The organism is Aquiflexum balticum DSM 16537 (assembly GCF_900176595.1).
Classification (GTDB): domain Bacteria; phylum Bacteroidota; class Bacteroidia; order Cytophagales; family Cyclobacteriaceae; genus Aquiflexum; species Aquiflexum balticum.
Genome location: NZ_LT838813.1, coordinates 88,669 through 106,945 on the forward strand (window position 1 = coordinate 88,669; position 18,277 = coordinate 106,945).

Sequence of the window (18,277 nt, forward strand, 5' to 3'; positions counted from 1 at the left end):
ATGGCCAAAAAATCCTGATTACTCCTTCACGTTAAAATATTTTTCCAGTGTATAAGAGGGTTGCCTTTGGTCAGGTTTTCTTTTCAATGTATCCGGATCATATCCCAATGGCAATATTTGGGATGCTTTTAATTTGGCAGTATCTCCTGATTCCCTTTGCCACTCTTCTAAAAGCCCCATTAATTCCTCTTTTTTCTTTTCATATTGAATGTCCTCAGCTAGATTTTTCATTTCGTGGGGATCATCCGACAAGTTGAATAATTGGGAATAATCCCTTTCAGGATACCTGATGAGCTTCCATTCTTTATCCCTTACAGCCCGTACCGTATGACGGTATGCAGTAAATATGGAAGATCTAACTTCATTGATGGTTCCGTTTAAAACATCCACCAAACTGAACCCGTCAATCCCCTCCGGAAATGGAACTCCTGCCAATTCCGCCAAGGTAGGATATAAATCATATAAGTAAACGAATGCATCAAACTGCGCATTTTCGGGAATTCCAGGGCCTTTGAGTATGACCGGGACTTTGGTACTGTGTTCATAAAGATTCTGCTTGCCCAATAATCCATGGCTCCCTATGGCGAGACCGTTATCGGCAGCATAGACTATGATGGTATTGTCATAAAGCCCATTCTTCTTCAATACCTCCACAATATCTCCTACACGATCATCCAAATGGTGGATCAACGCATAATAATCAGACAATATGGATTGGATAACCTCCGGTTTTCTCGGCCAGGAAGTTAGATTTTCATCCCTCACAGTCATGTGGTCAAAAATAAATGGATGATAAGGCATATAATTCTCTGGCAGCGGAAGTGATCCTTCCCTATACTTGCCGATATATTCAGGTTTGGGAGAGTAGGGGTCATGGGGCACAGTAAAGGAAACATAACAGAAAAAGGGTTTTTCCTCACCTGAAGAAGAATACTCATCTATAAATCCAATTGCTGCATCGGCAAATAGATCAGTTGAAAAACCCCTCTTGATAGGTTCTGAAAGAATGCCATCTTCAGAAAGTTCTCTGACCGCAACATTGAAATGATCTGCCATGCCACCTAAATAGACCCGGCTGCCCTTTTGAAAGGAGGCCTCAAAAGCCTCTTTTTCATTATGCCATTTCCCGGTCCCAAAAGTTACATAGCCATGATTACCGAATCGCATCGGCATAGTTTCCACACCCTTGAGACGGTCATAAACATTGAATAGACTTTTTCCGCTCAATAGCATTGCCCTGCTCGGCGCACAGATGGCTCCATGATGTCCTCCCATTACATAAGCATTGGTAAAATAACTTCCCTCCTTGGCCAGCTGGTCAATATGGGGAGTTTGGATATGTTTGTTGCCACTGATACCCAAGGCATCCGCCCTTTGGTCATCTGCAAAAAGAAATAAGACGTTTGGTCTGATAGTTTCTTTTTGGGTACAGGAAAACATCAAAATTAAAAGGGTAATGAGTAGAGAATCGGTAAATGATTTCATGGAATTATTTTTAGAAGAGTGGTCTTTGCCAATTTTTTTTAATGCTAATGTCACTTAAAGAAACACATGTTTTGCGCGACCTGAGGCAGGAATTTATCCAACGGTAAAAAACAATGTCCTCCCCAATTACAACCGCTCCACTGTCAAGCCCCCATCCACTGTAATTACTTGTCCTGTGGCGTAAGGCAAATCTCCTTTGGCAAGGGCAGCCACTACTTTCCCCACGTCATCCGGTAAGCCCATCCGTTTTTCCAAGGTCAGTCCGTTTTGAATCCTTTCCTGATAAGCAGATTTAACTTTTTCAGTCATATCTGTTGCTATGACCCCAGGACGGACTTCATATACCGGAATATTTTTATCAGCCATTCTGACGGCCATCAGTTTGGTAAACATGGACAAGCCTGCTTTGGAAATACAATAAGCTGCCCTATTGATCGAAGCCATTGAAGCGGATACAGAAGTGATGTGGATAATGGAAAAGGAATCGGATGGATTTTCCTGCTTTTGTCCCAACATCCATTGGGCCAAAGATTGTGTCAGAAAAAAAGTGCCTCTCAGATTAATATCCATCAATTCATCAAAATCTTCAGGAGTGACTTCTAATATGTCTGCCCTGACTTTTGGTGCTACTCCGGCATTATTGACCAAAACATTCAGTTTCCCAAATCTACTTTTTACTTTTTTGACAATTTCCCGACGGTCAGCTTCAAGGGCTATATTGCCCTTAGCATAGCAAACCTCCACGCTCATTGACCGGAGAATTTTGAGTACAGATTCCACTTCAATCTCTTCCCTTACGCCGTTCAAAATAAGATCATATCCATTGGAAGCAAGCTGGTGCGCGATGCCCAAACCAATGCCCCTTGTTCCACCGGTTACAAATGCCACAGGCCTCATGACTCTTTGATTTTTTTAAGCTTTTCATGTATTTCCATCTCCTTGTAATAAGGATCTAAGGGGAAGCAACCTGAAATCATTCCGTTTCTGGGAGCAGTGGTACAATCCGAAAAAGTCCTGCAAAGCTTTTGTCTTTTCAATCCCTTCCCGTTGAGTACGTCATCGGGCAATTCCGGATAACTCAGCACCATTCTACCCAATCCTATAGAATCTGCCATACCCCTTAGCAGAACCTCCTGTGCCACCAGTGGAAGCCATTCTTGCAGGTATGAGTACGCTGAACCTACCACATAAAAATCAGAAAAAGCTTTTTTTATTTTTCCTGTCACATCTATTTGTCTTGCTACACCATGAAGCGGATCTTCTGGGGGAAGGTAACCATCTGAAGGTGGAAAAAGGGCGGGCCTTTGAATATGAGGATTATAATAAGGACTGCCTGCTGTGGTACAGACCAACTCTATGTCAAGTTTTTGAATGATTTTCAGAAAATCGTAGGGTTCCAAAAGATTGATATTTGTCCCTGAAAGATCGGAACCAAAGGCAAAAGGATAAGGAGGTGTCAAAGCAGGAACTCCTGTTCCGTCTTCTCTTTTTTGAAATGGCATCCAGTCAAATACGCTAACTCTCACTCCTATTTCCAGGCCAGGCGCTTTGGCCCTTATTCCATTCACCACCTCTCTCAGAAATCTACTCCGGTTTTCAATGCTCGTGCCATAATCACCCTCTCTCTGAACAGCATTCAAAAATTCATGTCCCAAATAGCCATGGCAATGTTTGATGTCTACAAAATGAAAACCCGCTTTTTGGGCCAAAACCGCTGCTTTCACATAATCATCCACCAAGGTTCTGATCTCATCATCTGTCATTACGGGATAATCTTCGGGCAATCCAAATTTCTGGTTCAAATAAGGATGGGCATAAAGAATCTTTGGCTCCATCTTATCCTGATGATTGGGCTTGGAAAACCTGCCTGAATGTGTTAGCTGCAAGCCCACCAAAAAATCATCAGTCCTGCCAAAAGCTTCCTCGTGTTCTTTCATCAGCAATTTGAAAAGACCCTCGAAGTCTTTCAGGTTTTCTTCATTAAGCAATAATTGGTTTGGATTCGCCCTTCCGTCATGACGCACAGCTACTGCCTCACAGCCCCACAGCAATTTAGCTCCACTTCGGGCAAAATTCCGCCAGCGTCTTTGGGTATGTTCCGTAGGTTTTCCTTCGGAAGTACCATCCCAACCTTCCATGGGCAGGATACAAAATGAATTACCGATCAATCTTCCCGAACGAAGCCTGTGCCCTTTGGAAAGTGGAGTCTGTTTTCCGGACAAGGGTTGATCAGGCAAAGGGATATTTATTCCTTCTTTGTTGAGGTATTCCCTAAACTGCTCCAAAGTTTTCAATTGGGCAATTCTGGTGTATTTGGGTTTGTTTTTACCTTCACTCATCGCGGTATGCAGTTAAAGTAACTGTAATATTTTTCTTCCTTAATTTTTCTCTGAATATACAAGGCCAATTCCCTTGCATGATAATCTCCCCACATGGAAGATTCCCCAAAAGGGACTTTCCCTTTTTCCGGGACATAGTCCCAGCCGTTTGGTCTGTGGTAAATGGAATGTAATATTAAACCTTGATGTTTCGGATCAAGTGAAAGGTAGGGTTCCTGAAACAATCCTTTTGCGATTTGATAGCCCGACCTCAGGTATTTTTCTGACTTATCTTTATCTTTTGATCTTAACCAATCCCCAATCCGCAGTAAACCTTGTGCAGCGATGCATGCTGCTGAACTGTCTACAGGCTCAAATTCATTAAATGGATCAGATGGCCTGTTCAGGTAATCTCCCATTTGAAACAAATGAGGCGCCCCTGTATCCCAATAAGGAATCCCATCTGTTGGGGTATTTTGCAGGTAAAATTCTACAGTAGCCAAGGCCGCTTTCTCAAGGGTTTGAGTCAATTTTTCTTTTGAAATAACTGCCGCATAATCTTCCTCTGGAAGCTTATCCAATATTTCCAAAGTCTCCCCCAAACCACAAATAGCCCAGGCCAAACCTCTAGTCCAAGTACTGAAGCCCGTATATCCCTGTTGGGAGTTAGGGCAACGGTAGTTGCCATCATTGGTATTGAAAATAATTTCGTGGGCTGTTCTGCCTGGAATATCATATTCATCGCGGCCTTCTCCATAGTAAATGGAATACTTCACCGTGGCCAGCAAATGTTGGATGGCCCTTTGCAATAGATTGATTTTTTTATCATTCTCGCCTTGTAACACATGCCCTAGCATATGGGAAAGAATAACAGCTCTGCAGGTCCTGATAGTATCTACAAAAAGAGAATGTGGACCGTTAAAGGAATACATATAGCCTCCCCCAGGAATCACCGTCCATCTTAACGCCTGCACTGCCCCACTGACTTTAATGGCAAGTTTGTAATACTCTTTTTCCCAATTTGAGGCATCCAATTTACCCTCCTCAATCATCCGCAACAAGCTGCCATAGGTACTGACATTGTTAAACCCATGATCATGAACTCCTGTATGCGTAAGGTGGGGTGTCATTTTTCGCGAAGTGTTTTCCCTGCCCAACTCAAGAAACTTATCATCCCCTGTTGCATCAAATTGTAGCAAAGCAGAACCAAACTGAAATCCCTGCGTCCACTCGGTCCAGCCTCGGGTGACATACTTTCCTTTCTCGGTAAAAACAGGAGCCCCTTTGGCAGTATCAAACGATTTTTCGATCATGAGAATTTTTTGCCCGGAGAGTTCCCAAAACTGATTCAGATTGATGTCATTGATGGATTGTTCTATATTAAAGTCAATTTTCATTTGCTTCGGTTTACTTTGAGTTGATGCCTGACCATGATCAATGCTGTCAGTATAAGCAGCACACAATAGAGAAAGAAATCAAGGTTCCATCCCCAATACTGATCCGGTACCAATTCAATGATTGAAAATATAAAATAAAGCAGCGCAATAAAAGAAAGCCAGAGAAGTTCTTTGGGTGGATTTGCGAAAATCACAGCCCCTAAAATGGCCGGTGCTACCATGGAAGTTCCCGTAAAACTCACTCTTGCCAATAAAACAAGCTCATCGCTCATGTAAGTAGAGAATACCAATACGATCATGGAAAACACAAAAACAGAAGTTTTGGTAATCCGCATAATCCGTTTATCCGAGCCAGTCAGAAGTGACCGGAGTTCGGTTCCCAATGCAAAAATCTGGGCATTGGTCGTTGAGAGACAGGCGGCAAAAAGCCCAACCACTGCCAAGGCAGCCACTGGTACTGCCTGATCAAATAACAGGGCTTGGGAAAGAAATTCGGCAGTACTGGCATCAGGATATTTTACAGCTCCATACAACCCAATTGAAGCTGTTGGCAGAATGACCAAAATGGCAAAAATCCCGACAGCATAAGCCATCTTATGTACTGATTTCAGGTCTTTCATCACCACCAATCTTGTGGTAAACTGGGGCTGAGAAACAGGAATCAGTACTATGGCAATGGCAGAAGCAATCAGAAACTGAGAACTGAACAAGCCTTTTGGACCGGGCAATGAGCTCAGAGATGGATTGCGCTCAGCCACCACAGCCATGGCGTTTTGAAGCCCGCCGCTCATTTCAAGGCAGGCAGCACCAATAATCCAAATAACAGCTAAGAGGATGACCCCTTGGATGGCATCGCTGTACATGATGGCCTTCAACCCACCAATAGCTGCATAGGCCAACATGATCGCGACCATCATGGCTGACCAGGACCAATCAGGCAGGAAATTTGGAAAAGCCGCATTCAAAAAGATCGAAATCCCACGAATCTGAATAGCCACATAGGGGATCAAAAAGATAAAGGCACTGGCAAATATCAGGTAGCCGGCGAAGTTGCTCCCATAGCAGGTTTTCATCAATCCGGCTACACCTTTGTATCCCCTAAGGCTAGCCCTTTGTCTCAACTTGTATCCAAACCAGATCAGGAAAAACACCATCAGGGCATCAGAAAAAGCCAAAAAGACCCATGCTCCTACCCCGTGTACCCTAAAGAAGTCAGGCATGCCCATAAAGGTAAAGGCACTGAACAAGGCAGCTGAAAAGGTCAGAAAACCGAGAATAGCTCCAATATTGGATCCGGCAAAGATGAATTCATCAGAGGTTCGATCCTTGCGGTATGACTTGTAAGAGGCATATGCCAAGGAAGCCAGGAAGATAGCGAAAAAAAATATCAGCCAACCTGTCATTGTTCTTTGGGATCATGATAAGGGAAAAATCTTGAACCCAGGTAGGTGGCCAATACCAGGAATACAGTTGCCAGAAACCCGGTCCAAAAAACATAAGGAATGTTCCATAATTCCGGGCTGTGTTTGTTTTCCCTGAAGAGGAAAGCAAAAGAGCCTATAGTAATGACCAGCACCGTTAACACGATCAGGTTCCAGATTTTGGGTTTCATAGGAGGAGGGTTTATTGTTTGATTCAAGAGGTAAAATACTAAAGCGCTTTCAGATTACTTTGATTTGGGTGGATTTTTTTCAATTATCTATTGGAATCCATGAGGAATTATATTGGCTGTCTCAAAAAATTGGAATCACAGATTTGTTTGATTTTCGCAGATTTTTTCCCTGTGTGTCTATGCTATCTGTGAAACACAAAGCATCCTCTTTAAAAGCAAGGGCTTTTTCTACTTTGCACTTTTGCCGAAAAAAGATGACTTTTAGCCCTTATACACTCATACTATCAGTAAATAATATTTACCAACCGCCATTTCTATAATGAAAACCTCCTTGATTATTTGCCTATCCATACTTTTAATTTCGGGATGCAATCCCAATCCCCCTCAATCGGACTCAAATGACGACTGGCAAGTTCTCTTCAACGGCAAAGACCTTGATGATTGGGTAGTAAAAATCCACCATCACGAAGTGGGTGATAATTATGCCAATACCTTCCGGGTAGTCGATGGAATCATTCAGGTAAATTATGACGGCTATGACACATTTGACAATAGGTATGGACATCTGTTTTATAAAAACCCCTTATCATCATTTCACCTCAAGTTCGAATACCGTTTTACAGACCAATGGATGAAAGACGCTCCAAATTATACCTATAGAAACAGTGGCGTCATGTTCCACTCTCAGGATCCTAACAGTATTTCAAAGGAGCAAGATTGGCCGATATCCGTTGAATACCAGATGTTGGCCCGGGAGATGGATGGGCAGGCCCGTCCCACTGGTAATATGTGCTCCCCCGGAACAGAAATATTTTATGAAGGAACTTTATATCCCCAACATTGTCTGAATTCGTCCTCTGCTACATTTGATTGGGATGAATGGGTCAAAGCAGATCTGATTGTTTATGGGGACTCATTGATCATTCATATGGTCAATGGAGATACGGTGCTGCGCTACTCCAAACCTCATATTGGAGGAGATGTGGCCAATGGATTTGATCCGGAAATCAAAATTGACGGAAAAGCCCTGACATCAGGATATATCGGATTACAGGCAGAAGGCCAAGGGGTAGAGTTTAAAGAAATCAAGTTAAGGAAGCTTGATTGATATCCGTTGGATTGGCTTGCTTTTCTTCAGGCTTCTTTGCCAAGGTCAAAATAGCCACCGTTACCAAGATGAAAACTGTCCCTAACCAATCCATTGCTGTAAATGTCACTCCAAGCCAAGCCACAGCAACCAAAGCAGCGGATAAAGGTTCCACCGAACAGAGCAAACTTGCCGTCTGGGCACCGATAAGAGTAAGGGAATACAGGAAGATTGAAAATGAAATCACTGTACCAAAAATAATGATGTAAGAAAAAGCACCGACCGTACCCATATCCCAAGTTCCGGAAACCATCCATGGTTTGGTATATAATGAAAACATAATTCCTCCAATCACCATGGCCCAACCCGTGACGGTAGGTGCGGAATATTTTCGGAGCAACTGAACTGGCTGAATGGTATAAACTGCAAGGGCTATTGCGGATAGAATCCCCCAAAACAAAGCTTTCTCAGAAATAACCAATACTTGAAAACTGCCGTGGGTGACCAATAAAAAAGTTCCTGCCAAAGCCAAAAACAATGCTGAATATTCCATCAACGATGGCCACCTTCTGTTTTTGAGTGCATAAAACCCTACCACAAAGACAGGCCCAATGTACTGAATGACTGTCGCTGTCGCTGCATTGGAGAGATTGATGCTGTAAAAATAGGTGTACTGCACAGTGACCATACCAAATATGCTGAATATCAGCAATTGGATAATATCTTTATGACTTTTCCATATCTGAAAGGCATCACTGTCTTTTCTGAATATGGCGAAGAGGATCAAGATCACTCCAGCCAAGAGCATGCGCCAAGAAACCAGCCACGCAGGGTCCATTTCTTTTTGCTCAAAAAGAAACTGGGCACATGTGCCTGATATACCCCAAAAGATGGCAGCAGAAAGAGCCAAAATAAAACCTGAAACACTTCTTGAAGCAGTAAGTCGGGGCATAGGTTTGAGCGCTGATTATCAATTAAAAAACGAATGTAGCAATTGGAATGGAAATTTGATAAAAAGTAAAATAAATACCGATGAGTAAATTTTACTTTACCACAAAAAACTGTTAGGCAATTATACTTGGCAATTTTTACACTTGTTTATCTTATTCCTTATTCAATATCCGAACCAACATTCGGGTTCGAATTTTTGTTAACTATTCTAGAGGATGAAAATGGCATTAAACAGTTAAATTGGACGCATGGATTTATTTGATTCGACATCGGGAAAAAACAAAAACTGGCTTCCAAAAGAAGGTATTGTCAATTATTATGGAAAAGTATTCAACCAAAAAGAGTCTGATTTTTTCTTTGAAACACTTTTGAATACCATCGAATGGAAAAACGATGAGGCCTATATTTTTGGAAAAAAATATGTTACCAAACGCAAAGTCGCCTGGTATGGAGACCGGGATTTTGAATATACCTATTCCAATGCCACCAAAAGGGCCTTACCTTGGACTAAGGAATTGCTTGAATTGAAACAAACCATCGAAGAAGAAACCAAAGAGACCTTCAATTCCTGCTTGCTCAATCTCTACCATACCGGCGAAGAGGGTATGGCTTGGCACAGTGATGGAGAAACTGACCTCAAGAAAAATGGTGCTATAGCTTCAGTGAGTTTTGGGGCAGATCGAAAATTTGCTTTCAAACACCGGGAAACAAAGGAAAAAGTCGAATTGCTCTTGGAACACGGAAGTCTTTTGGTTATGGCAGGTACTACCCAATCCCATTGGCTTCACCGCTTACCTCCCACCAAGTTGGTCCGGAGGCCAAGGGTCAACCTCACATTTAGAACGATTATAGGTTAGGCCAAATGGCCCTAGTTGCAAACTTTGATTTAAAATAGAAATAGACTTTGCTTATAATAAAATGGGGTTTTTAAATGCCGTTGATTCATTTCATGAAAATACTCAAGTAATTTTCATGAAATTTTGTTCTGTACTTTGAGATTTTAAAACATTCATCATCCAAAAAAGTTACTTTTAAAACCCAAAAGATTATGAAGTCCATCACTTTAACCAAATCAGTTCTTCTTCTGATTTTATCAACTATTTTTGTATTCACCAACTGTTCAGAACCGGAAGAACCTGCAGTCATTGATTGCTCTATTTCAAACCTTCTGGTGGAATTTACCTCATCGAATCCAACTTCCTGTTCTGCCAAAGACGGAAGCATTATCCCCGTAGTAAAAGGAGGAAACGGTCCATTTCAATTTAATCTTGATGGACAGCCTTTTCAGTCTGTTTCTAGATTTGAGAATTTAGGGGCAGGAATCTATCAGTTGAATGTCAAAGACCAAAACGGATGTGAAAGATCTGTTAGTGTGCAACTGAATTCGCCTGAATCAACCTTATCGGCCAATTTGGAGACGACAGAGAGCGGTTGCAATTTAGAAAATGGAACCATTCTTATTGGACCTGCGGGAGGTATTGAGCCATATACTTATAGATTGAACGATGGGCCCGCCACTTCTACCAATGCATTTTTTGGTCTTGGTTCAGGAAACTATAAGATAGAAATCGCTGATGCAAGCGGCTGTTCTACTACACAAACTATCAGGGTTTCAAACGGTGTTAAGTTTGGAGCTACCATCAAACCAATCATTGAGACCAATTGCGCATTTACAGGTTGTCATTTGGATCAGGGCAACATCACCTTTGCTGTTTTCTCTAATATTCAGGTCCGGACTGCCGACATCATAGCCAGAATCCAAAGCGGCAATATGCCAAAAAACCGTCCCAAACTGAATCAAGCAGATATAGATGCCATTATCTGTTGGGTTAATGACGGGGCCTTGGAGAATTAAAGAAGAATATTTTTTATTCCTCCTTTAATTCTACCCTTTCAATTTTCCACTCTCATCAATTTCAAACTTCCAGAAAAAATCTATGCATTCATTGGATACATTTGGCGTATCACAAGCCTGATGAGTACCCTCAATGGAATATCCATTAGAATCAGAAAGCCTCGATATCTTTTTCCCATAGTCATTGAAAAATCCTCCGTACGTTTCCTGCCAAATCAATTCACCATCTACATTGATTTTTAAAAGCAGTGCATCATAATTTCCTTTGCCAAATGAGCTTGTAGACCCTACCACCAAGCATCCCCCATCTTTGGTAGAAATAACCTCTCCCGCCCTATCATAGCTGCTGCCTCCAAATGTATGTTGCCAGAGAATCTTTCCATCTTTTTCTTTTTTGGTTACTTCAATATCACAGACACTTTCATCTCCACAATTGATGGTAGCAACGGAATATTGGTGATCATTTGGAGAATAATCAGTAACTGATTTGGTAGGCAGCCATAGATAAAGTGAAAAAACAATGATGAGCATAATACTTGAAACAAAAACTTTTCTAATTGTAAAATTGCCTAGGATTGGATTGATTATGTTCATAAGTGATTTTGATAAATTAAGGTGAAAAGAATTCTTTTTTTGTGAATTCAGAGCTTTCAAATCAATCTCCAATGCCTTACTAAGCATTTTTAGGGAAAAGGTACTTGGATTGACTTCGTTGTTTTCCATTCGCTGTATGGTACGGATGGATAGCCCACTTAACTCTGCAAGTTCTGCTTGAGTAAGTCCTCTTTCTTTCCGTAAGGATTTGATTCTTGCTCCTTGATTCACTTTTCAAATGTCTTAATAACCAACCTAAAAATTAACGTCAGACATACGTCATGTTTACGACATCTTAACAGATGGATTGATCTCAATGTTTGACTGTTGTGATTTTTTTTTAGAAGATCCAATCAAAACTTAAAGCGCTGTCCTTTTGGCAGGTTGAAGGAAAACAATCATTAATGCCAATCAAACTACTATATCAATACCTCAAATAAAACGGAGCATTAGAACGAAATTATCAAAAATGGGATCAAGGCATTGGCGTGGACTATGACGCCTCAGTGGGAAATCTGAAATCCTTTTTACAGCAGAGGGCAAGTTGGATGGATGGTGTAATTGGTGGGTTTTAAGAATCCCTTTAAAATCAAAAACCATTGAGGGTAATTAAATTAAAAAAGTAATTCGGCAATACCTGAAGTAATTGGTCAACAATCACATTTAAAGGATGGGGTTTTAAGCGCTTCTTGTGTCTTCGGACTTCTAACCATTTCCAAAATTTTAGAAGCTTATTGGATAGAGAGCAGATAACCTTACATTTTGCTTAGGATATACTTACCGGAATAAAGGGAAAACCAAATCAGGTTGATTTTTTGTCCAAAATAATAATCCCTGCATTTTATAAACTTGATAATTGATTAATTTTAGAGTTATACCTAAAATCCTGACAGTACAGGATACTGACAAGAGTTTCTGATGATATCTTGAATTTTTAATACCTCTTATATTTATGAATGGTCCCAATCAATCTGAAAATTATTTTTGGAAAGACAAAATATCGAATTCCAATCAACTTGGTGGAATAGAAACTTCTGTTTTGGACAATGGGCCTGGGAAAGGTGTCAGGATTGCGTGGTTCAGTACAGGGACTGGATTGAGGTATAAGATTATTTTGGACAGAGGCATGGACATAGCAGATGCTTTTTTCAATGCCCACAGTTTGGCTTGGATCAGCCACGCAGGGGTAGTGGCACCACAACCCTTTTCCAATAAAGGAATTGATTGGCTAAGGACTTTTGCTGGGGGACTTTTGACCACCTGTGGTTTATCCCATATCGGAGGTCCTGAATCTGACGAATCCGGTTCAAGAGGACTTCACGGAAATTTCAGCAATATTCCGGCAGAGATTGTTTCCATTCAACAACCTGATCCAATAAATGGCAAACTGGAAATGAGTATTACAGGTATTGTCAGGGAGACTACTACCTTTGGGCCAAGCCTTGAATTGAAAAGGACAATCTCAGGAACACTTGGGCATGCCTATTTGAAAATCCACGATGAGGTCACCAATATGGGCAATACTGATGCACCACATATGTTGCTGTATCATATCAACTGTGGGTATCCTCTGATTGACGAAGGCACAGATATTATATGGCAAGGCAGTTGGCATTCGATGGACTATAACCCCGAAAACAGGATTTTCAATACCAACAATAATTTCAAAAAGTGTCCTGCCCCTATGGATGAGCATGCCGGGTTTGGGGAAGATGTTGCGTTCATTTCCCCTCAATCAGATCAAGGCGGAAATTGTACTTGTGGATTTGTCAACCAAAATTTAGGGATAGGCTTATCCATTAAGTTCAATACCAAACAGCTTCCCTGGCTGGTCAACTGGCAACATTGGGGAAAAGGAGAGTATGTCACAGCACTGGAACCTGCCACCAACCCTCCAATTGGACAGGCCAAAGCCCGAAAAAAAGGAACTTTGATTCAATTGGCACCAGGTGAAAGAAGGATTTATGATCTTGAAATCAGTGTCATAAACCACCCGAATGAATTAAAAAATCTATTGAAAATAAATAACCATTAACAATAAACCCAATAACAAACAAGCACATGAGTTTGGCAAAAAAAGCATTAGAACAAGGTGAAGGAATTCTCAGATTGGCACCTACTTGGGTACCAAGGTCTTTTTGTGTACCTGGACGTAGAATCAAATTGCATCCCGATGACTATTATGTCCTTGGTGGAGCAAGAGGCGGTATAGATGAAAGGTGGCTTTCTTCCACTACCCCGGCCCAAAATGGTCCCTTGACTGGAAAAAATGAAGGTTTGAGTCCTGTGGTTTTTCAGGATGGTAAGGAAGAAAAGCAGTTTTTGCTCAAAGATGCCATCGAGGAACTTGGCAGTGAAATCATCGGTCCCCGTATTTGGGGAAAGTACAAAAGCTGGCCCATGTACTCCAAATTTTTTGACAATATGGGACCACTCCCCCACCACATCCATCATAATGATGAATATGCTTCCATGACAGGTCAGAAGGGGAAACCCGAAGCCTATTATTTCCCACCACAACTCAATAACCATGGAGGGGATTTTCCTTATACCTTTTTTGGAATAGCACCGGGCACCACCAAAGAGCAGATTAAAGAATGCCTGATGAATTTCAATAAGGGTGACAATAAGATCACCAACTATTCCCAAGCATTCAAATTGGAGCCCGGAACAGGTTGGGATGTACCTCCCGGAATGCTGCATGCCCCGGGGAGTTTGTGCACCTATGAACCACAAAAGGCCTCCGATATTTTTGCCATGTATCAATCTTTGGTCAATGAAGCGATCATTCCGGAAGAATTACTTTGGAACGGAACTCCCAAAGACAGAATTGGCGATTATGACCTGTTGGTGGAGGTCATAGATTGGGAACTGAATACCAATCCAAATATTCTTGAAACCCGCTTTATGTTACCAAAACCAGTCTCTGAACTGGAAAATATGAAATCCAATGGCTATATTGAAAACTGGATCTGCTATTTATCCCATGACTATAGTGCCAAAGAACTGACTGTATTTCCAGGTCAGACAGTAACCATTACCGATAATGCTGCTTATGGCCTGATTATGATGCAAGGTCATGGAAAAATGGGTGTTTGGGACATTGAGACGCCTGCTTTGATAAGATACGGTCAATTGACGCACGACGAATATTTCGTCTCTGAAAAAGCCGCATCGGCAGGGGTGAAAATTACCAACCACTCAAAGACAGATCCCATTGTCATGTTGAAACATTTCGGGCCGGACAATCCGGATTTGAAGCTTTGAAAAAAGACGGAAGACAGAAGACGGAAGATGCTGATAGTTAACCAAAAATAATAACTCAATAACCATTAACTTTAAACTAAAATAACCATGTCCCAAAATAACTATCCCAAACTTCACAATGCCACTTGGCCGGGTATTGTAGGAAAAGGGCCTGATTCTGAGCCTGTCATTTCTTTTGATGAGATGCTAAAACATACTGCAGCCGCCGAAGTTGGCGGTGTAAAATTTGACGGTATCGATATTGGACTTTTTGATCCACATATCGACTTGGATATGTCAGATGATGGCATCAAGAAATTGGCTGAAAAAGTTCAAAACCTCAATCTCAATATCGGTAGCTTAGTCGCTCCGATTTGGGGAGGACCCGCAATGGGCAGCAAAGAAGAGCGGGCCACTTTTGTGGAAATGGTCCGAAAATCATGCGTATTCGGTCAGAAACTGAAAGAACTTGGGGTAAGACCTTATGGTGTGGTTCGGATTGACTCTGCCAGCAGCGTGGAAAACTGGGCAAAAGACCCGATTAACAACACCAAACTGATTGCACAAACATTTAGAGAGGCCTGCGATGTAGCCGCTGATTTTGGGGAGAAATTGGCTGCAGAAGGAGAGATTTGCTGGGGGGGAATGCATAGTTGGCGCGCAATGATAGACACCCTTGACCAGACAAACCGTCCCAATATCGGTTTTCAGGCAGATATGTCCCATACCTTTTTGTATATGTTGGGATACAATAGCCCTGATGACAGAATCCTTCCAAAAGATTTTGACTGGAACGATCGGGAAACTTTGGATGAAGCTTTCAAAAAACTCACCAAAGCTTTACGCCCTTGGACCATTGATTTTCATGTAGCCCAAAATGATGGAACTGTTTTCGGTTCAGGTTCTCATGACAAAACAGGAAGACATTGCTTGGCAACAGATCCCAATGGAAAATTGGATATTACCCATGATGCCGGCCATTGGTTAAGGAATGCCGATGGTCAACTTACAAAAGCATTCAAACATATTTGTTGGGATGGCTGTATGTTCCCAAATGCTGTCATGGGGAAACAGAATACCTGGAATGATATCCTCGCTGCCATGATCAAGGTTCGGGAAGCGCATGGATGGGTGGGGTAAGTGTCGGATGTCCGATGACGGATGACCGATGTTGAGGGACGGGAGAAGGACGATGATAAAGATTTGTGCCGTCTTTGGTAGTAGTAGAGAAAATTAGCACTTACAGAAAAGGAATGACATTAAGATGGGCATCATTCCGATGCACGAGGAATCTCTAGAGGTCCTATTTATGCTTGTATTTATCATTTCCTGGACCTTATGAGATTCTTCTCTACGTTCAGCATGACGGTGACTCCCAAAATCTGACAGTAGTTATCAGGTAAACGGATTTAAGCAAATCCACTTTGCTTTTCTAACTTCTAATTCCATTTTATACTGGAATTTAAATCTAAAATCTGCAATCAAAAATCTAAAATTCAAATCATGAGCAACAAAAAACAAATCCGAATAGGCCTGATAGGGACAGGTCTAATGGGTCGAATCCATACCAATGCTTACAAAAGAATACCCGATTTCTTTCCTGAATATGAATATCAACCAGTCCTTCAGGCAGTATGTGCCAGACGGGAAGACAAGGTAAAAGCATTTGCAGCACAATGGGGTTATGCCTCCTTCGAAACTGATTGGAAGAAATTAATTGCCCGGGAAGATATCGATGCAGTGGACATTTGCACCCCCAATTCTTCCCATGCAGAAATAGCCATTGCTGCTGCAGCAGCAGGAAAAATGATACTTTGCGAAAAACCGCTTTCAAAAACAGTGAAAGAAGGAGAAGCAATGGTCGAAGCTGTGGAAAAAGCAAGAGTCAAAAATACAGTTTGGTACAATTACCGAAAAGTTCCTGCGGTGACTTTGGCCAAGGAAATTGTTGCTTCCGGAAAACTTGGGAAAATATTCCATTACCGCGCCAACTTCCTACAGGACTGGACAATCAATCCCGAACTGCCACAAGGCGGAGATGGGCTCTGGAGATTGGATGTGGACGCAGCAGGTTCAGGTGTTACAGGTGACTTGTTGGCACATTGCATTGATACAGCCATGTGGATCAATGGTGGTATCAAAGATGTTTCTGCCATGACCGAAACTTTCGTCAAAGAAAGGGTGCATCAGGGAAGCGGACAGGTTCAGAAAGTCGGCATTGACGATGCCTGTATTTTCCATTGCCACTTTGACAATGGTTCACTAGGGCTTTTTGAGGCTACAAGGTATGCAAGGGGTCACAAGGCGCTTTATACCTTTGAAATCAACGGGGAAAATGCCTCGATCAGATGGGATTTGCATGATATGAACTGGCTGGAATATTTTGACCATAAAGATGATCCGCATGTCAGGGGATGGAGAAAAATCCACATCACGGAAGGAGAGCAACCCTATATGAAAAGGTGGTGGATTCCTGGAACCTCTATAGGTTACGAGCATTCCTTTATCCATCATGCTGCTGACTTCTTTTATGCTCTAGAAACCGGAAAGCCTTGCCATCCGACTTTTCAGGACGCTTTGGAAACCCAAAAAGTCTGTCAGGCTGTTTTGGATTCAGCCAATGAAAAGAAATGGAAGGATACTGGTGTAGATTGGAAGGGGTGATTTCAGTTGGCAGTCGCGGTGATCAGTCTCAGTATTCAGTGATCCTTCGGCAATAAATGCATCATTCTCTTTACTCCAAAAGATAATCACTTCATATTTCGGTATAAATGTTTGCTTTTCTTTAAAATGCAAACTGCCAAATGAGACTGAAACTTAGGAAGGTCTACCTATTCCAGAGCCTAAAGGGAAATTGATATTTGCCTGATTTTATTGCCAAAAAAAATTCCCCCAGATTCCAATAAATCTGGGGGTTTTGCTTTAATGTCAAATAATGAATTTAGAATACTCCTTTGAAGCCCTCCATTTTTTGATCCACTTGCGTATCAATCATAAATGAAAGCCTTACTTTATCCCAGGCCATGGTCACTTTCGCCACTTTATTATCCTCAGCAGATATATGATAAGAAAGTCTTTCATGTGAATCCGCTGCCATTCTTGGGGTTACATTGATCGCTACCACATCATCTTTTGCCAATGCTTCCTCGTCAATTTTACCGTCTTTCATGTAGGTGAAAACAGAATTTCCTTTTCCGTTCAAATGAACCGTCCAATCACCTGAAGCTTGGGGAGTGATGAACATCGTGTACTTTCCGGGACGGATATTTTTCCCTCCAATACTTACTCCTGTGCTGAATTCGATAGTGGTGGCAGCATTGGCACCTGCTCTCCAAGTGACACCATATTTCTCGATTCCACCGAATATTTGTCTCCCCTTCAATGCCGGTGAAGAATAATCAATACTGATTTTGGTAAAACCAACATTTTGGGAAACAAAGGCTGCTGGACTGGCTGCCGGGGCCTGTAATTGCGCAAAGGTCAATTCTGTGGCTGCAAAGAAAAGAACCATTATAGCAATGGAATAAAATTTTAGGTTTTTCATCATTTTAATGTTTTTTGAGTTTTTGATGTGTGAAGATACAATAAGGAAAGAAAATTGTTTTCTTTTCTTTTGATTTATAAAATAATTACCTTTCATTTCTTTTGAAACACTCACCTATTAAAACCTGTTTAAACTAGAAATTCATTGGCATTGAGTCAATCTTAAACCACAACGATTGATAATTAGGT

16 protein-coding genes are annotated in these 18,277 nt (G+C 41.6%); 7 read left to right on the forward strand and 9 right to left on the reverse strand.

From position 1 onward, the window contains the following. Positions 1 to 18: 18 nt before the first annotated feature. The 6 genes from B9A52_RS00410 to B9A52_RS00435 all read right to left on the reverse strand — a co-directional run bounded on the left by B9A52_RS00410 (position 19) and on the right by B9A52_RS00435 (position 6,812). The gene (locus B9A52_RS00410) at positions 19 to 1,485 is read right to left on the reverse strand and encodes a sulfatase-like hydrolase/transferase (RefSeq protein WP_084118432.1); all 1,467 of its coding nucleotides are present in this window, start codon (positions 1,483 to 1,485) and stop codon (positions 19 to 21) included. A gap of 126 nt (positions 1,486 to 1,611) precedes the next feature. After that, positions 1,612 to 2,382 carry a 3-ketoacyl-ACP reductase gene (locus B9A52_RS00415; protein ID WP_084118433.1) on the reverse strand — a complete coding sequence of 257 codons (771 nt, stop codon included), beginning with the start codon at positions 2,380 to 2,382 and terminating at the stop codon, positions 1,612 to 1,614. Beyond that, complete coding sequence (locus B9A52_RS00420; RefSeq protein ID WP_084118434.1) at positions 2,379 to 3,824, reverse strand: oxidoreductase; 1,446 nt, start codon at positions 3,822 to 3,824, stop codon at positions 2,379 to 2,381. Before B9A52_RS00420 ends, B9A52_RS00415 begins: the two co-directional genes overlap by 4 nt. Beyond that, on the reverse strand, positions 3,821 to 5,200 hold the full coding sequence (locus B9A52_RS00425; RefSeq protein WP_084118435.1) for a glycoside hydrolase family 88 protein: 1,380 nt from the start codon (positions 5,198 to 5,200) through the stop codon (positions 3,821 to 3,823). The genes B9A52_RS00420 and B9A52_RS00425 overlap by 4 nt, the downstream gene beginning before the upstream one ends. Continuing rightward, complete coding sequence (locus B9A52_RS00430) at positions 5,197 to 6,603, reverse strand: sodium:solute symporter family transporter (protein WP_084118436.1); 1,407 nt, start codon at positions 6,601 to 6,603, stop codon at positions 5,197 to 5,199. The genes B9A52_RS00425 and B9A52_RS00430 overlap by 4 nt, the downstream gene beginning before the upstream one ends. After that, positions 6,600 to 6,812 carry a hypothetical protein gene (locus B9A52_RS00435; protein WP_084118437.1) on the reverse strand — a complete coding sequence of 71 codons (213 nt, stop codon included), beginning with the start codon at positions 6,810 to 6,812 and terminating at the stop codon, positions 6,600 to 6,602. The genes B9A52_RS00430 and B9A52_RS00435 overlap by 4 nt, the downstream gene beginning before the upstream one ends. 319 nt (positions 6,813 to 7,131) lie before the next feature. Between B9A52_RS00435 and B9A52_RS00445 the strand changes: the two genes are divergently transcribed. Further along, positions 7,132 to 7,920, forward strand: a complete 789-nt coding sequence (locus B9A52_RS00445; RefSeq protein ID WP_084118439.1) for a 3-keto-disaccharide hydrolase — start codon at positions 7,132 to 7,134, stop codon at positions 7,918 to 7,920. Here B9A52_RS00445 and B9A52_RS00450 read toward each other — a convergent pair. After that, positions 7,898 to 8,851 carry a DMT family transporter gene (locus tag B9A52_RS00450; protein ID WP_084118440.1) on the reverse strand — a complete coding sequence of 318 codons (954 nt, stop codon included), beginning with the start codon at positions 8,849 to 8,851 and terminating at the stop codon, positions 7,898 to 7,900. The two genes, B9A52_RS00445 and B9A52_RS00450, sit on opposite strands and share 23 nt — an antisense overlap. A gap of 247 nt (positions 8,852 to 9,098) precedes the next feature. Between B9A52_RS00450 and B9A52_RS00455 the strand changes: the two genes are divergently transcribed. Together B9A52_RS00455 and B9A52_RS00465 are read left to right on the forward strand one after the other, a co-directional pair. Next, positions 9,099 to 9,707: an alpha-ketoglutarate-dependent dioxygenase AlkB family protein gene (locus B9A52_RS00455; protein ID WP_084118441.1), complete on the forward strand. Its 609-nt coding sequence runs from the start codon at positions 9,099 to 9,101 to the stop codon at positions 9,705 to 9,707. Between the two features lie 191 nt (positions 9,708 to 9,898). Continuing rightward, the gene (locus B9A52_RS00465; RefSeq protein WP_157370032.1) at positions 9,899 to 10,705 is read left to right on the forward strand and encodes a hypothetical protein; all 807 of its coding nucleotides are present in this window, start codon (positions 9,899 to 9,901) and stop codon (positions 10,703 to 10,705) included. Positions 10,706 to 10,735: 30 nt separating this feature from the next. Here B9A52_RS00465 and B9A52_RS00470 read toward each other — a convergent pair whose 3' ends face one another. Then, positions 10,736 to 11,530, reverse strand: a complete 795-nt coding sequence (locus tag B9A52_RS00470) for a helix-turn-helix domain-containing protein (protein WP_084118444.1) — start codon at positions 11,528 to 11,530, stop codon at positions 10,736 to 10,738. 721 nt (positions 11,531 to 12,251) lie between these two features. Between B9A52_RS00470 and B9A52_RS00475 the strand changes: the two genes are divergently transcribed. The 4 genes from B9A52_RS00475 to B9A52_RS00490 all read left to right on the forward strand — a co-directional run bounded on the left by B9A52_RS00475 (position 12,252) and on the right by B9A52_RS00490 (position 17,209). After that, positions 12,252 to 13,334 (forward strand): aldose 1-epimerase family protein, encoded by a 1,083-nt coding sequence (locus B9A52_RS00475; protein WP_084118445.1) that lies wholly within the window; start codon positions 12,252 to 12,254, stop codon positions 13,332 to 13,334. 26 nt (positions 13,335 to 13,360) lie between these two features. Continuing rightward, positions 13,361 to 14,566, forward strand: a complete 1,206-nt coding sequence (locus B9A52_RS00480; RefSeq protein ID WP_084118446.1) for a cupin domain-containing protein — start codon at positions 13,361 to 13,363, stop codon at positions 14,564 to 14,566. Between the two features lie 87 nt (positions 14,567 to 14,653). Then, a complete protein-coding gene (locus B9A52_RS00485) occupies positions 14,654 to 15,685 on the forward strand; it encodes a sugar phosphate isomerase/epimerase family protein (protein ID WP_084118447.1) in 1,032 nt (343 codons plus the stop codon). 363 nt (positions 15,686 to 16,048) lie between these two features. Then, positions 16,049 to 17,209 (forward strand): Gfo/Idh/MocA family protein, encoded by a 1,161-nt coding sequence (locus B9A52_RS00490; RefSeq protein ID WP_084118448.1) that lies wholly within the window; start codon positions 16,049 to 16,051, stop codon positions 17,207 to 17,209. Positions 17,210 to 17,486: 277 nt separating this feature from the next. On the opposite strand, the gene B9A52_RS00495 is transcribed toward B9A52_RS00490, so the two are convergent. Continuing rightward, on the reverse strand, positions 17,487 to 18,089 hold the full coding sequence (locus tag B9A52_RS00495) for a DUF2911 domain-containing protein (protein WP_084123340.1): 603 nt from the start codon (positions 18,087 to 18,089) through the stop codon (positions 17,487 to 17,489). Between the last annotated feature and the right edge of the window lie 188 nt (positions 18,090 to 18,277).